The sequence below is a fragment of the Shinella sp. GW821-FHT11G07 genome (assembly GCF_058808115.1).
Genome location: NZ_JBXARJ010000003.1, coordinates 322,628 through 337,252, shown reverse-complemented (window position 1 = coordinate 337,252; position 14,625 = coordinate 322,628). Strand labels below are relative to the sequence as shown.

The 14,625-nt window shown below is 63.0% G+C and carries 14 protein-coding genes; 8 read left to right on the top strand and 6 right to left on the bottom strand.

Features of this window, described 5'->3' with window-relative positions; genetic code table 11:
- Positions 1 to 11 precede the first annotated feature (11 nt).
- From AC1RT2_RS08090 to AC1RT2_RS08070, 5 genes are all read left to right on the top strand, one after another.
- On the top strand, positions 12 to 1,949 hold the full coding sequence (locus tag AC1RT2_RS08090; RefSeq protein ID WP_493100956.1) for a DUF2207 domain-containing protein: 1,938 nt from the start codon (positions 12 to 14) through the stop codon (positions 1,947 to 1,949).
- Between the two features lie 64 nt (positions 1,950 to 2,013).
- Positions 2,014 to 2,295, top strand: a complete 282-nt coding sequence (locus AC1RT2_RS08085; protein ID WP_493100954.1) for a type II toxin-antitoxin system RelE/ParE family toxin — start codon at positions 2,014 to 2,016, stop codon at positions 2,293 to 2,295.
- A 15-nt stretch (positions 2,296 to 2,310) separates the two neighbouring features.
- Entirely contained in the window at positions 2,311 to 2,610 is a 300-nt protein-coding gene (locus AC1RT2_RS08080) for a HigA family addiction module antitoxin (protein WP_493100952.1), read from the top strand.
- A gap of 91 nt (positions 2,611 to 2,701) precedes the next feature.
- Positions 2,702 to 4,816 (top strand): glycine--tRNA ligase subunit beta, encoded by a 2,115-nt coding sequence (gene glyS, locus AC1RT2_RS08075; protein WP_493100950.1) that lies wholly within the window; start codon positions 2,702 to 2,704, stop codon positions 4,814 to 4,816.
- Positions 4,817 to 4,829: 13 nt separating this feature from the next.
- Positions 4,830 to 5,324, top strand: coding sequence for a 2-thiouracil desulfurase family protein (locus AC1RT2_RS08070; RefSeq protein WP_493100948.1), 495 nt, complete (start codon positions 4,830 to 4,832; stop codon positions 5,322 to 5,324).
- Positions 5,325 to 5,424: 100 nt separating this feature from the next.
- Here AC1RT2_RS08070 and AC1RT2_RS08065 read toward each other — a convergent pair whose 3' ends face one another.
- The 3 genes from AC1RT2_RS08065 to AC1RT2_RS08055 form a co-directional block, all read right to left on the bottom strand.
- Positions 5,425 to 5,901, bottom strand: a complete 477-nt coding sequence (locus tag AC1RT2_RS08065) for a plant virulence effector HPE1-like domain-containing protein (RefSeq protein WP_069059624.1) — start codon at positions 5,899 to 5,901, stop codon at positions 5,425 to 5,427.
- Between the two features lie 104 nt (positions 5,902 to 6,005).
- A complete protein-coding gene (gene purD, locus AC1RT2_RS08060) occupies positions 6,006 to 7,277 on the bottom strand; it encodes a phosphoribosylamine--glycine ligase (RefSeq protein WP_493100945.1) in 1,272 nt (423 codons plus the stop codon).
- A gap of 76 nt (positions 7,278 to 7,353) precedes the next feature.
- Positions 7,354 to 7,593, bottom strand: a complete 240-nt coding sequence (locus AC1RT2_RS08055; protein WP_069059622.1) for a hypothetical protein — start codon at positions 7,591 to 7,593, stop codon at positions 7,354 to 7,356.
- Between the two features lie 170 nt (positions 7,594 to 7,763).
- Here AC1RT2_RS08055 and AC1RT2_RS08050 point away from each other — a divergent pair, with 170 nt between their 5' ends.
- Positions 7,764 to 8,567, top strand: a complete 804-nt coding sequence (locus tag AC1RT2_RS08050; protein WP_493100943.1) for a MipA/OmpV family protein — start codon at positions 7,764 to 7,766, stop codon at positions 8,565 to 8,567.
- A gap of 56 nt (positions 8,568 to 8,623) precedes the next feature.
- Positions 8,624 to 9,577 carry a 4-hydroxybenzoate octaprenyltransferase gene (gene ubiA, locus AC1RT2_RS08045; protein ID WP_493100941.1) on the top strand — a complete coding sequence of 318 codons (954 nt, stop codon included), beginning with the start codon at positions 8,624 to 8,626 and terminating at the stop codon, positions 9,575 to 9,577.
- 59 nt (positions 9,578 to 9,636) lie between these two features.
- Here ubiA and AC1RT2_RS08040 read toward each other — a convergent pair whose 3' ends face one another.
- The 3 genes from AC1RT2_RS08040 to AC1RT2_RS08030 form a co-directional block, all read right to left on the bottom strand.
- The gene (locus AC1RT2_RS08040) at positions 9,637 to 11,010 is read right to left on the bottom strand and encodes a class I SAM-dependent methyltransferase (RefSeq protein ID WP_493100939.1); all 1,374 of its coding nucleotides are present in this window, start codon (positions 11,008 to 11,010) and stop codon (positions 9,637 to 9,639) included.
- Positions 11,011 to 11,123: 113 nt separating this feature from the next.
- Positions 11,124 to 11,294 (bottom strand): hypothetical protein, encoded by a 171-nt coding sequence (locus AC1RT2_RS08035; RefSeq protein WP_160861619.1) that lies wholly within the window; start codon positions 11,292 to 11,294, stop codon positions 11,124 to 11,126.
- 156 nt (positions 11,295 to 11,450) lie between these two features.
- Positions 11,451 to 12,014: a DUF6101 family protein gene (locus AC1RT2_RS08030; RefSeq protein WP_069059619.1), complete on the bottom strand. Its 564-nt coding sequence runs from the start codon at positions 12,012 to 12,014 to the stop codon at positions 11,451 to 11,453.
- 283 nt (positions 12,015 to 12,297) lie between these two features.
- Here AC1RT2_RS08030 and AC1RT2_RS08025 point away from each other — a divergent pair, with 283 nt between their 5' ends.
- Positions 12,298 to 14,622, top strand: a complete 2,325-nt coding sequence (locus AC1RT2_RS08025) for a DUF1217 domain-containing protein (protein WP_493100936.1) — start codon at positions 12,298 to 12,300, stop codon at positions 14,620 to 14,622.
- Positions 14,623 to 14,625 lie beyond the last annotated feature (3 nt).

The following is a 14,625-nucleotide window of genomic DNA, read 5'->3' as shown; positions in this document are numbered from 1 at the left end:
TGGGGTCCCCTATGATGCGGATTGCCGCTCTCCTGACGCTGTGGCTCTGCCTTCTGGTTGGGGGTGCCGCCCGGGCGGAAGAGTATTTCGACCGCTACCATTCCGATATCGCGCTCGCCAAGAACGGCACGCTGACGGCGGCGGAAACGATCCGCGTCTATGCCGAGGGCAACCAGATCCGCCGCGGCATCTACCGCGATTTCCCGCTGACCTTCATCGATGCCGAAGGGCGGGAGCGCGAGGTCGGCTTCAAGATCCTCAGCGTCGAGCGCGACGGCCGACCGGAACCCTACCGCACGGAAAGCATCCGCCGCGGCATCCGCATCTACTTCGGCTCGGCGGACGTGTTGCTCGATCCCGGCTTCCATCAGTACCGGCTGACCTACGAGACGACCCGGCAGATCCGCTTCTTTGACACGCATGATGAACTGTTTTGGAATGTCACCGGCACCGAATGGGCCTTTCCCATCCATCGCGCGAGTGCAACCGTGACCCTGCCGGAGGGTGTGCGTGCCGAGGAACTGACTGTCTTTACCGGCCCGCTCGGTGCAACGGGCAAGGACGCGCGCGCGGAAAACCGCGGCAATCAGGCAAGCTTCGAGACGACGCGTGAACTGGGGGCCCAGGAGGGTCTGACGATCGGCGTGAAGATGCCGGCCGGCAGCATCAGCCGCCCGACACCGGAGGAGGAACGGGCACTCTTCTTCCAGGACAACCGCAATCTTTTCCTCGCCTTCGGTGGCCTCGTCCTCGTTGTCGGCTATTATCTGTGGGCCTGGCTTTCCGTCGGGCGCGATCCGCCGCGCGGCGTCGTCGTGCCGCGCTGGGATGCGCCGGAGGGCATGTCTCCCGCGCTCGTCAACTATATCGACGAGAAGGGGTTTGGCGGGCAGGGCTGGACGGCGATTTCGGCCTCCTTCCTCAACCTTGCGGTCAAGGGGCTGGTCGAGCTTCAGGACCTGAAAAAATCGATCGTCGTCACCCGCACGGACAAGACAGCCGGCGACCTGCCGACGGGTGAAAAGGTGCTGCTCGGCGCGCTGGGTGCTGCCGGCACGAGCCTTGCCATCGACAAGTCGAACGGCAAGCGGGTGCAGACACTCGGCCGCGATTTCCGCGATGCTATGGAAAAGGAGCACCGGCGCAAATATTACCTCGCCAACTGGCCGCAGGCGATCGGCGGCATCCTGCTGTCGCTTGCCTGCCTTGCCGGCCTGCTGGTCTTCGGCTCGCTGCCGGAGGAGGGCATCGTGCTCGTCATCCTGCCGGTCTTTGCCTCGGTGTTCGTGTCGATCTTCGCGGTCGCGCTCGGCCAGAATTTCAGGCGGTCGAAGTCGCTCGGCGCGCGCATTTTTGCGGTTGCCATCATCGCCTTCATCAGCTTCGTCTTCCTCACGGTCTTCGGCGGCATCGTGCTCGCGCTGTTTGCCACTGGTGCTGCAACCGGCCAGTTGCCGCTGTTTGCCGCCATCGGCGGCATCGTCGTCACCAATCTGGTCTTCTTCTTCCTGATGGGCGCGCCCACACCGCTCGGTCGCAAGATGATGGACGGCATCGCGGGCTTGCGCCAATATCTGACGCTCGCCGAGAAGGACCGCATGAACATGGCCGGCGCGCCAGAAATGTCGCCCCGCCATTTCGAGACGCTACTGCCCTATGCCGTGGCGCTCGGCGTGGAAAAACCCTGGTCGGAGACATTCGACCATTGGCTCCTCGCCGCGGCCGCCGCCGGTGCCGCCGCGGCCTACCAGCCCGTCTGGTACCACGGCGACAGCCTCTCCTCCGGCAATTTCACCGACCGCATGGGCGGCTTCGTCGGCTCCATGGCCGGCACCATGACCTCCTCGCTGCCCGATCCGCCGAAAAGCTCGTCCTCCGGCTTCTCGTCGGGCGGCGGTGGCGGCTCCTCCGGTGGTGGAGGCGGTGGAGGCGGTGGCGGCGGATGGTAGGTCTGCCGTAATCCATACAGTGGACGGATGTATCATTCAGTGATACAAGCGTGGAGGCGCTGAAATGATCCGGTCATTCCGGGGCAAGCTTGTCGAAATGGTCGCCGATGGCTCGGTGAAGAAGGGATTTCCTCCTGAACTCGTTCGACGCGCCCAGCAATTGCTTACCGTGCTGCACGCCGCGGTAACGATTGAAGATCTTCGGTCACCACCCGGTAACCGGCTGGAAAAACTGGCGGGCGATCGGGAAGGGCAACATTCGATCCGCATCAACAGGCAATGGCGCATCTGTTTTCGCTGGACGGCGGCCGGGCCTGAGGATGTTGAGATTGTCGATTATCATTGAAGATAGGACTGTGTGATGGTCTCGCCAAAGCTGCCGCCGATCCACCCGGGGGAAATCCTGAACGATCTCTATCTTGCCCCGCTGGAGATGAGCGCGGGCGCGCTTGCAGGCAAATTGAACGTGCCGCGTACGCGGGTCGAGCGCATCGTTTCCGGCCGTGTCGGCATCACATCCGACACCGCGCTTCGCCTTGCGAAGTTTTTCGATACTACGCCTGAATTCTGGATGAATTTGCAGACGGCCTATGAGTTGAAGATCGAGGCGGAGCGCAAGAAGGCCGATATCGCGCGCATTCCCGTTCACGACGCGGCCTGAAAGACGCGTTTTCGGGTAATCACCGGATGACAATTCGCATGGGGCTTGCTAAGTCCCGGCCAGTTGAAAAATCAAGTGTTTGTTGAACCCCATGCCCGATCTCCTGCTTGAACTCCGCTCCGAGGAAATTCCCGCCCGCATGCAGCGCAAGGCGGCGGGGGACCTGAAGAAGCTTGTCACCGACGCGCTGGTGGAGGCGGGGCTGACCTATGAGGGTGCGCGCGAATACTGGACGCCGCGGCGTCTGACGCTCGATATCCGTGGCCTCAATGCCCGCTCAAGCGACGTGCGCGAGGATATCAAGGGGCCGGCAACGTCGGCGCCCGAACAGGCGATCCAGGGCTTTCTGCGCAAGGCGGGGCTCGCCTCGGTCTCCGAAGCCCATGTGCACAGCGATCCGAAGAAGGGCGATTTCTACGTTGCCCATCTCGTGAAGCCCGGCCGTCCGGCCGACGAGATCATTGCGGACGTCATGCCCGGCATCATCCGCAATTTCCCTTGGCCGAAGTCGATGCGCTCCGGTGTCGCCTCGGCAAAACCCGGTGCGTTGCGCTGGGTGCGTCCGCTGCAATCGATCGTCTGCACCTTTGGCTCGGAAACGGAAGAAACCCGCGTCGTGCCCTTCGAGGTCGACGGGCTCGTTGCCGGCAATGTTACCTACGGCCACCGCTTCCATGCGCCCGAGCCGATCACCGTGCGCCGCTTCGAGGATTACGCCGCCAATCTGGAGAAGGCGAAGGTCGTGCTCGATGCCGAGCGCCGCAAGCAGATCATCGCCACCGACGCCAACAACATTGCCTTCGCCAGCGGTCTCGAACTGGTCGAGGACGAGGGCCTGCTGGAAGAGGTCTCCGGCCTCGTCGAATGGCCGCAGGTGCTGATGGGCACCTTCGAGGAAGAGTTCCTGGCGATCCCGTCGGAAATCATCCGCCTGACGATCAAGACGAACCAGAAGTGTTTCGTCACCCGCAAGCCGGGCGCCGATACACTCTCCAACCACTTCATCCTCATCGCCAATATCGAGGCGAAGGATGGCGGCAAGGAGATTGTGCACGGCAACGGTAAGGTCGTGCGCGCGCGTCTTTCGGACGCCAAGCATTTCTGGCTGCGCGACCAGGGCGACCTGCCGGATCTCGAGACGCTCAAGGCCTCGGCGGAAAAGTTCGACCTCAATTTGAAAAAGCCGCTCGACCAGCGCATGGCCAAGCTCGACGCGCTGAACGTGACGTTCCACGCCAAGCTCGGCACGCAGGGCGAGCGCGTCGCGCGTATCCGCAAGCTTGCCGCTGAACTTGCGAAGGTCACCGGTGCCGATGCTGCGCTCGTCGACCGCGCCGTGGTGCTCGCGAAGGCGGACCTGCGCACGGAAGCCGTCGGCGAATTCCCGGAACTCCAGGGCATCATGGGCCGCAAATACGCGGCGCTGCAGGGCGAAGATGCGGCTGTCGCCGAAGCGATTGAAGATCACTGGAAGCCGAATGGCCCCTCCGATCGCCTGCCGGGCGACAAAATCGGCGTGACCGTGGCACTTGCCGACAAGCTCGATACACTCGTCGGCTTCTGGGCAATCGACGAGAAGCCGACTGGCTCGAAGGATCCCTATGCGCTGCGCCGTGCCGCACTCGGCGTCATCCGTATGCTGCTCGAAAAGAACATCCGCCTGCCGCTCGGCTCCGTGGCAAAGGATCCGGATCTCATTGCCTTCTTCCAGGATCGCCTCAAGGTGTACCTCCGCGACATGGGCGCGCGCCATGACTTGATCGATGCCGTACTGACGCCGGAGGCCGACGACCTTTTGATGGTCGCCCGCCGTGTCGAGGCGCTGACGGCGTTCATCACCTCGGAAGAGGGCCAGAACCTGCTCGCCGGCACCAAGCGCGCCACGCAGCTTCTCGCGGCGGAAGAGAAGAAGGGGACCGTCGTCGAAGGCGTGGTCTCGGCCGATCTGTTGAAGCTCGATGCGGAAAGGGCGCTTTATGCCGCCGTGGAGACCGCCTCGAAGGATGCGGCTGCCGCCGTCGCAAAGGAAGACTTCCGGTCCGCCATGGAAGCCCTGTCGGCCCTGCGTGCGCCGGTCGATCAGTTCTTCAACGATGTGCTCGTCAACGACGAAGACCCGGCCATCCGCGCCAACCGCCTTGCCCTCCTCGCCGCCATCCGCGCGGCGACCGGCACGGTTGCGGATTTCTCGAAGATCGCGGGGTGAGGGACGGGCGCTGATGGCCGGAAAAATCCTCATCAGTGCCTGCCTTGCCGGCCTGCCGGTGCGCTACAACGGCTCGGCGAAACCGTTGGTGCATGACGCCGTCGACCGCTGGAAGGCGGAGGGGCGGCTGGTGACGCTCTGTCCGGAGCTGGCGGGCGGCTTCCAGGTGCCGCGGCCGCCGGCAGAAATCGAAAACGGTTTGAACGGCGACGACGTGCTCGACGGACGGGCGCGGGTGCTGGAACTATCCGGCGGCGATGTGTCCGCGGCCTATATCGCCGGCGCGCAGATCGCGCTCGACGTGGCGCAGGAAAACGGCTGCCGGCATGCGCTACTCATTGATGGCAGCCCGTCCTGCGGGTCCGGCTTCGTCTATGATGGCAGCTTTTCCGGTGTGCGGCATGCGGGGCAGGGCGTGACGGCGGCGCTGCTGCGCAGGAACGGCATTGCCGTCTATTCCGACCGGGAGGTCGAGCAACTCGCGTGTGATCTCGGAGAGGGCGGCTAACACGCCTGCGCCCCCGCTTGAGGTCAGGGGCGCAAAACGTCCGTTTTCACGGATCCAACAGCCTGGAGGGACTGAAGGGCAGGGTCCCTCCAATATGGGGTCAATTGAGCCGAAGTGCAAACTTCGATGGATCAAACTCGCGTGAGGAGGCCATCGTCGCTGTCGCTGCCTTGTGTGCAGCGGTCTCGTCCACCGCGCTCGTCTTGGCGCTGGCATCGACGGTTTCCGTCGCCGTGGCGTTCTCCTCCACCGGCTTTTCAACCTCTGCCGCCTGCACTGTCTCGGCCGGCGCCTTGCTGACGAAGAGCACGGGCGAACCACCCATCCAGGCCTCGGTGCGGAAGATCTTGCGCTCGCCGTCCGCTTCGCGGATCTCGACCTTCTGCGTGCCGGGCTCGATTGAGTCGACATGGTAGGTGTCGAGCGAGCGTTTCGGCTTCAAGGGCGGGCAGTCGTTGCAGGTGATCGTCTCGATGCTGGTGCCTGCGGATGCGGCCTTGGCAACAGGTTCGAAGGACCCGGCAAAAGCGGGGGCGGCAAGAAGCACGAAGGCAAGGGTCGGCAGCAGGGTACGCATCAACGGTTCTCCCTAATCATGGGAGGAGAATAGCGCCCGCCGGTTACGGTCTCGTCAGGGGATATGGTAAAATTTGAACGACCGGGCGATTTTTACCGCCCGTTTCAGGCCTGTTCGCGGGCGACGGCGCGCCAGCCGATATCGCGGCGGCAGAAGCCGTTGTCCCATTTTACCCGGTCGAGCACCTGATAGGCGGCCTTTTGTGCGTCCGCAACGGTACCTGCAACCGCCGTGACATTGAGCACGCGCCCGCCGGTCGCGACCAATGTGCCGTCCTTCAGCGCTGTGCCGGCATGAAACACCTTGGTGCCTTCGTCGTCCGCCGGGAGCGACAGAATCGGCGTGTTCTTCTCATAGCTGCCCGGATAGCCCTTCGAAGCCATGACGACGGTCAGCGCCGGCGCCTCGCGCCACTCGGCGGAAACCTTGTCGAGCCGGCCGATCGCCGCCGCATGCAGGATCGGCAGCAGATCGCTTTCAAGCCGCATCATCAGCACCTGGCATTCCGGATCGCCGAACCGTGCATTGTATTCGATGAGTTCAGGGCCTTTGGCGGTGATCATCAGCCCGGCGAAGAGAACGCCCTGGAATGGGTGGCCATCCGCCGCCATGCCGCGGATCGTCGGTTCGATGATCTCCTTCATCGTGCGCTCGACCATGTCTGATGTCATCACCGGAGCCGGCGAATAGGCACCCATGCCGCCGGTGTTCGGGCCGGTATCGCCGTCGCCGACGCGCTTGTGATCCTGGGCGGAGGCAAGCGGCAGAGCGTTCACGCCGTCGCAGAGGCAGAAGAAGCTTGCCTCTTCGCCATCGAGGAACGCTTCCACGACGACTTCCGCACCTGCAGCGCCGAACGCGCCGTCAAAACAGTCGTCGACAGCGGCGAGCGCCTCGTCGAGCGTCATGGCGACGGTCACGCCCTTGCCGGCGGCAAGCCCGTCGGCCTTGATGACGATCGGCGCGCCTTGTGCGTTGACATAGTCTTTAGCCGAAACGGCATCGGTAAAGCGCTGGTAGGCGCCGGTCGGGATGTCGTATTTGGCGCAGAGGTCCTTGGTGAAACCCTTGGAGCCCTCAAGCTGGGCCGCGGCCGCGGAGGGGCCGAAAACATCGATGCCATCGGCGCGCAGCACGTCGGCAATGCCCGCGACCAGCGGGGCTTCCGGCCCGACCACGACAAAACTCACGCCGTTGTCCTTGCAGAAGGCTGAGACGGCAGCATGGTCGTCGATATCAAGGGAAACGAGCGTCGCGCATTCGGCGATGCCGGGATTGCCAGGCGCCGCATAGAGCGTGGTGAGAAGGGGCGATTGCGCCAGCTTCCAGGCAAGGGCGTGCTCGCGTCCGCCCGATCCGATCAACAGAACCTTCATGCCCGCACCCTCGATCCGTCCTTGGTTGTGAGGCGGGTTAAGCGGGCGAGGCCGAAAGGTCAAGGGCTGCGGGGCGTCAGAGCGTCGCCGCGCCCTTTTCCTCCACGCTGCGGCCGAGGTTTTCCAGCTCGGTGTCGATCAGGTGCACGTCCTCGTACCAGCCGTCATCCTCGACCATGGCGCTTTCTGTGGCGGCGCGCTGGAGGGCGCGGGCTTCGGTACGCAGCTTTTCGAGTTTTTCGATCTTTTCCTTGCGGGAGAGGCCGGTATCGGTGCGGATCGCGTTCAGCTTCAGCTCCATCGTGCTGATGGTCATGGGAAAACTCCTTGTTTCATCTCTTAAAAAACGCAGACTGGAGCGAATCGTTCCGGCTTCGCGGTCTGAACGATGGTTAGCGAAACGGTAATGAAACGCGGCTAATGTTCACCAAATCAAAGGTTTCGGCAGCCCGCGGCGGGTCTGCCGGTGAAGCGAGGATTTTAGTTTTGCGTATCCGTGTTTCGACCGCAATGACTGCGGCCGCCCTGTTGTTTGCGCCTGCAAGCGCCTTTGCCGGCGATTATTTCTGGTCCGGTGACTGGTATCTGAAGGTCGGCGCTGCCGGCTTTGCCGCCCCGGACTACGAAGGCGCCAAGAAGTACCTGTTCCAGGTCACTCCGATGATCTCGCTCGGCAAGGCCGGCAGCACGGTGCGTTTCTCCTCGCGCAACGACAACCCGTCCTTCGCGCTTATCGACAATGGTGGTTTTCGCGCCGGCGCGACCGGCAAGCTGGTCATGTCGCGTGACGACGGCGATTCCGACGACCTCAAGGGCCTGACCCCGGTAAAGTTCGGCGGCGAACTCGGCGCGTTCGCCGAAGCCTACCCGACCGACTGGCTGCGCGTGCGCGGCGAAGTGCGCCACGGCATTCGCAGCCATGACGGCATTGTCGCAGATATTTCGGCCGATGCCTTCGTCGACGTGCGACCGGATGTGCGTCTTTCGGCGGGCCCGCGTGTCACGGTCGCCTCGAACGACTACATGGACACCTATTACGGCGTGAAGCCGAGCCAGGTCGCGGAATCCGGCCTTGACGCTTTCGATCCGGATGGCGGTATCCATTCGGTCGGCGCCGGTGCCGCCATTACCTGGCAGGTCAACGAGAAGATCGAGACCAGCGCCTTTGCCGAATACAAGCGCCTCGTCGGCGATGCCGCGAAGTCGAGCCTCGTCAAGGAGCGCGGCGACAAGAACCAGTTCCTGATCGGCCTCTCCGCCACCTACCGCTTCGATTTCACGTTGCCGTAACCGGCTGCGGCTTCGTGCCGGCTTGACCGGGGCGAGGCCGCTTGCGATCTAGGGGGATGATCACCTCTCCGCCCGATTCCGGCCGCGTCGCCGATGCGCCGTCCAACAACTGGGTCTACCGCGCGCTGCCGCGCGCCGCCTGGCCCTATGCACAGCTTGCGCGCTGGGACCGGCCGATCGGCTGGCAGCTTCTGCTCCTGCCCTGCCTCTGGTCGACGGCGCTGGCGGCCAACCTTTCGGCGGCAGTCGGCACGTTCGATCTGACGCGTTTCGTCACGCATCTCCTGCTGTTCTTCATCGGCGCCGTCGCCATGCGCGGCGCCGGCTGCACCTATAACGATCTCGTCGACCACGATATCGACCAGGCGGTCGCCCGCACCCGCTCACGCCCGCTGCCGTCGGGCCGCGTCACGCGCCGGCAGGCGAAGATCTTCATGGCGCTGCAGGCGCTTGTCGGCCTCGTCGTGCTGCTGCAGTTCAATCTTTTCGCCATCGTACTCGGCGTCGCGTCGCTGGCGATCGTCGCGATCTATCCCTTTGCGAAGCGCTTTACCGACTGGCCGCAATTCTTCCTCGGCATGGCCTTTTCCTGGGGGGCGCTGATGGGCTGGGCGGCGGAGTTTTCGGAGATTTCGAGCGCCTCTGTCGCGCTCTACATAGCCGCCATCGCCTGGACGATCGGCTATGACACGATCTATGCGCATCAGGACAAGGAAGACGACGCGCTGATCGGCGTGCGCTCCACCGCGCGGCTGTTCGGCGAGAATACGGCGCAGTGGTTGATGGGGCTGTATGGCCTGACGGTGGCGCTGATCGCGCTGTCGTTCTGGCTCACCGGCGTCGGTCTTGTCGCCTGGCTCGGCCTTGTCGCCGCCGGCGTCATGCTCGCCTGGCAGATCGCCACGCTCGACATCGATGATCCCGAACAGTGCCTGGCACTGTTCAAGTTCAACGGTGTCGTCGGGCTGATCCTGTTCCTGGGCCTCGTTGCCGCGCTGCCCTTCGCTTAGAGCAATTCCGGCAAAACTGCGCAGCGGTTTTACGTTCCCAACTGCGCAAGACCATAAACTCAGGCGGTCTTCAGCGCACTTTCGGACGTGGCTTCGGTCCCGACGCGGCGGGCACCGCCATATTCCGTCGTACGGTCGAAGCCGACACCGGATGCACCGGAATGGCGGCTGGTGGCAACGACCTGGAACGCGTTGAGCGCGCCACGGTGGAAGGACAGCGCGCAAAGCGACAGGTACAGCAGCCAGATGCGCGTCTGCGGCATGCCGACCAGCGCCGCACCCTCTTCCTTGCGATCGTAGAGGCGACGCACCCAATGTTCCGTCGTGTAGCCGAAATGCTCGCGCACGGCCTCGACCTCGTGGACTTCGAAGCCCGCCCGTTCCAGGGCGCCGGTGGTCATGCCGACATGGTCAAGCTCGCCCCCGGGGAAAATGTACTTCACGATGAACTTCATGTAGGGCGTGAGCTTGGGGAAGTCCTCCGGCCGCTCGGTGTTCCGCCGGAAGCTGGCCTGGCCGAAATAAACACCGCGCGGGCGCATGTGCTTGCGCAGATACCGGTAGAAATCGTGGTGGTTGGCGATGCCGACATGCTCGATCATCTCCACCTGCGCGATCTTGTCGAAGATCTTGTCGTCGGAGATGCTGCGGCAATCGCGCAGCTCGATCTTGACCTTGTCGCCCAGGCCCATCCTGTCGATCTTGGCGTTCACGAAGCCGAACTGCTCCTGCGACAGCGTCGTGCCATAGGCCTCGACGCCATAATGCTCGGCGGCATAGCACAGAAGCCCGCCCCAGCCACAGCCCGGATCGAACAGCCGGTCGCCCGGCGCAAGACGCAGCTTGCGGCAGATGAGGTCCAGCTTGTTGATCTGCGCCTCGTCGAGCGACGTGTCGGGTGTCGGGAAGTAGGCCGAAGAATACACCATCTCCTTGTCGAGGAAGAGGCTGTAGAAGTCGTTGGAGAGATCGTAGTGGAAGCCGATCATCTCCTTGTCGTCGCGTCCGCTGGTTGGCGTTGCGCCCGCCTTCTTGGTGAAGCGCTTGACGAAGGACGATGCCGAATAGCTCTTGAGCAGGATGGGCAGGGCCATCTTCAGAAGCCGCGCCTTGTTGATCTTCTTGGGCAACCGCAGGAACTGGAGATGGTCCACGCCGCGCATCGCATCGACCGGGTTGGCGCCGACGATATCGAGATCGCCCGTGGCGTAGAGTTCGGCGACGCTGATCAGCGAGGGTTCGCGCAGCAGGCGGCGAAGCACGTTGGCGGAAGCGACGACGAAACGAATTTCGTCCTGGGCGTCCTTGCCGAGCGGGATGACCGTGCCATCCCAGAGCTCAAGGCAGATATTGACGTTGAGATGCTTGGCCAGCTCTCCGATAACTGCTTTGGTTGCTTCCAGCTCGCGCTGCGTACCGAGTTCCCGAGACATACAAGACTTTCCGACGTTTCAAACCGGAGTGCAATTGCGCTGTTTCACTGCCGGATGTCAACCGCTGCGGGCAGGCGTCGGGCAAAAGGCGGCCGCATTGGCCGACGCGTGACCTAGCGGTAGCGGGGCGAGCGAGCGCCCACATGCGGTCGCTCTTCCGAGCGGCGCAAAGTCGCCGGGTGCATCGCGATCTCGAAACCCCGGCGCGGTGGGCGGCCGCGCTCGATGAGGGCTGCGTCGGCCTTGCGGATCTGGACGAGGAGGGTGGTGAAGAGCTTTGCCATGATGATCGGTCCCTTGCGTTCGTGCGGGCTTTGCCGCTGTGTTGAACGCTGTTTCCCACGCCGGGCGCGTGAAAAGTGTTCCGGAGGGAACAGGGCACGAAAAAGCCGGCCGCAGGGAACGGCCGGCTCTTCTGGAGGTCACGTCTTCGTCGGGCATCAACGCCGGGCGATGATTTCCCGACCGTCGATCTTCATCTGGACGCCAAGCTTGCCCGTCGTGCGGCGCACGAGGAAGCGCGGGCGGCGATCCGCGAAATAGGAGTGGCGGCGGCGCGGCTTGGCGGGGCGGCTGCCGACGGTCAGGTTGTCGTCGAGCGGCCGGGCGATGCCATCGGCTTCGACCATCAGCATCGGAATGCGATAGGCTTCCGCCCAGCTGCGCCAGTCGGCGGCGATATCGCAGAGATCATGTGCCACGAGCAGCGGAATGCAGAGGTCCGGGTCGGGGTGATGCAATTCGAGGGTAACGGTCACATCGCCGTTGCCGTGGTCGATGGCGCGGGCGGCAACACCCTTGAAGGCGCGGGCCGGCAGTGCGATCGAAAGCGGCAGGCCGCTCGACGGCAGGACCTTGCGCAGCACGGCGCCACGCTCGTCGAGGGTGATGGTGGCATCGGTTCCTTCGCCACGCAGCTCGAATGTCACCTGCTGCGGGAAGCGCTTGGGATCGAGCCGGAGCGTGTTGCCGGCCCATGCCGGCTTGGAAACGGTATTCAGCATGTCTTTCGCCCTTGTTTTCCTTGAGAGCCCTATCCGGTCTTCTCATTGGGACTTTGCGTCCTCTGAGGGGGAGAATAGGCGGGGCCCCTTCCTCGCCGCTTAAAAATTGCGGTTAAGAAAACTTTGCGCTTCCCGATGGTTAGCAAAACCGCACGGCGTAGGGTTTAGGGAAGGTGAACGCTGCGGCCCGCAGGTGTCCCACGCTCCCGAAAGGCCGGGACAAGCCTCGCGCGCGAAAATAGCCTTCGATTGGCCTGCCGTTGCCACGAAGGAAGAGTTTCCGATGCTGTCCACCTATACGAGCTACAACCTCATCGCGCGCGATATGTTGACGTCGCTGGACCGCACGGCGAGCGAGACGACGACGGCGCGCGAGGCGGCGTATTACAAGGAGAACATCGGCAAGGTATCGACTGTCGATGAGTTCCTCGACGACTACCGGCTCTATTCCTACGCCATGAAAGCCCACGGCCTGGAAGAGATGACATACGCCAAGGCCTTCATGCGCAAGGTGCTGGATAGCGATATCTCGGACGCCAACAGCTTCGTGAACATGCTGACCGATACGCGCTACCGCGACTTTGCCACCGCCTTCAGCTTCACCGGCGCCACCGCCGTGGCGCAGACCGAGGTGCAGCTCGATGAGATCATCGGCCTCTATTCCGCGACTGCCGCCAATGCGGGAGACGTGATCAAGGAAGAAACCCGCTACTACAACATCGTCATCGATACGGTGACCAGCGTCGACAAACTGCTCAACAACGAACGCCTGCGCAACTACGTGTTCACCTCCTTCGGCATCGACCCGGCGAACTATTCGCGCGCGGCGATCAAGGGCGTGCTGTCGAGCGATCGCAACGATCCGGCGAGCTATTTCAATACGGAATTCGAGGCGAAGGCGACGGCGGCCGCCGCGGCGCGGCAGGCGGCGAGTGACGAGCTGGCAGGGCTGGAATCGACCCCCGCCAACCAGCCGCGCATCACCCAGCTCAAGGCGGAGATCAACCGCCAGATCGCAATCATCAGCAATGTCGACAAGTACCGTGCGCTGGCGGATGCGTTTAACTTCAACACGGACGGCACGGCGACGGCCGGCACCGTCCAGGACGCCGACCAGAAGAAGGGCACGAACGAACTCTACACGCTCTCCAATCCGCGCGTGACGACGGCGGCTGCGCTGATGAACAAGGAGTATTTCGAAAGCCAGATCGGCAGCATCACCACGGCAAACGAACTTATCGCCGATCCGCGCATAGTCGCCTACCTCAAGGTCGCCTTCGATCTCGACAAGGTGTCTGTCGGCAGCCTGACGCTGCGCAACATCATCACCAGCGACGCTGACCCGAACAATGCGACGAGCTACATCAACATGTTCGGCGGTGCCGACAAGGAAAAGTACGTTGCGCTGCGCGCCGCCTTCAATTTCCAGGAAGACGGAACGTTGGCGGCCGGCGACACGCCGCAGACCGCCGCCCAGACCGCGACGACCGCGCGCGGCTACATGGTTCGTTACAACGACAAGGACGACGAGGCGGACGAAACCGCCATCAAGCGTTTCAAAGGCCAGATCGGCGCTGTGAAGTCCGTGAAGGACTTTATCGGCGAGGCGACGGTCTACGACTTCGCGTTGAAAGCCTTCGGCATCGATCCGACGAAGGTCTCGGCGCTGACGATCAAGAATGTGCTGAAAAGCGACCTCAACGATCCGAAAAGCTATGTGTACCAGCTCGACGACGAGCGTTATGTGGAGCTCGCCAAGGCGTTCAATTTCGGGTCGGACGGGAATATCACCCAGCCGAAACTGGCGCAGTCCGAATCCGAAATCCTCGTCATGTCGCGCGGCTATGTGGTGGAGAAATCCCGTTTCGGAACGGAGGATGACCGCAAGCTGGCGGAGGAAGAGGCGAAATATTACTCCGTCCAGATGCAGAAGATCGATTCCGTCAAGGAATTCCTGTCCGATCCGCGCCTCGTCGCTTTCGTTCTGGAAGCCAACAATATCGATCCGGCCAGCGTCGATGCCGAGTTCATGGCGAAGATTTTCACCTCCGATCTCGACGATCCGAAGAGCTTCGTGAACCAGCAGGCCGACCGCTCCTATCGCAAGATCGTCGCCTCGTTCAACTTCAACGCCGAAGGGCTTGTCGAGCGGCCGGACGATGCGCAGATTCAGTCGCGCCGCGGCATCTACGAGACGCTCGACAGTTATGTGCGCCAGATGCTGGAGGAGGAGGCCGGCAACGACAATGCCGGCGTGCGCCTCGCGCTTTATTTCGAGCGCAAGGCAGATACGATCTCGAGCGCCTACGATCTTCTTGCCGACGATGCGCTCTTCGAGGTCTTCAAGGTGCTCTATCAGCTGCCCGACGAAATCGGCAGCGCGAATATCGACGCCCAGGCCGACATGATCAACCGTTATCTTGAGCTGGAGGACCTGCAGGATCCGGAAAAGGTCTCCAAGATGATCGTGAAGTTCTCCGTGCTCTACGACCTCGACAATCAGAGCACGACCGATCCTGCGCTTTCGGTGCTGACCGGCTCCGGCTCGGCTGGCATCAGCGCCGACCTGATGATGTCGCTGGCGCAGCTGCGCACCGGCGGCAGCTGATCC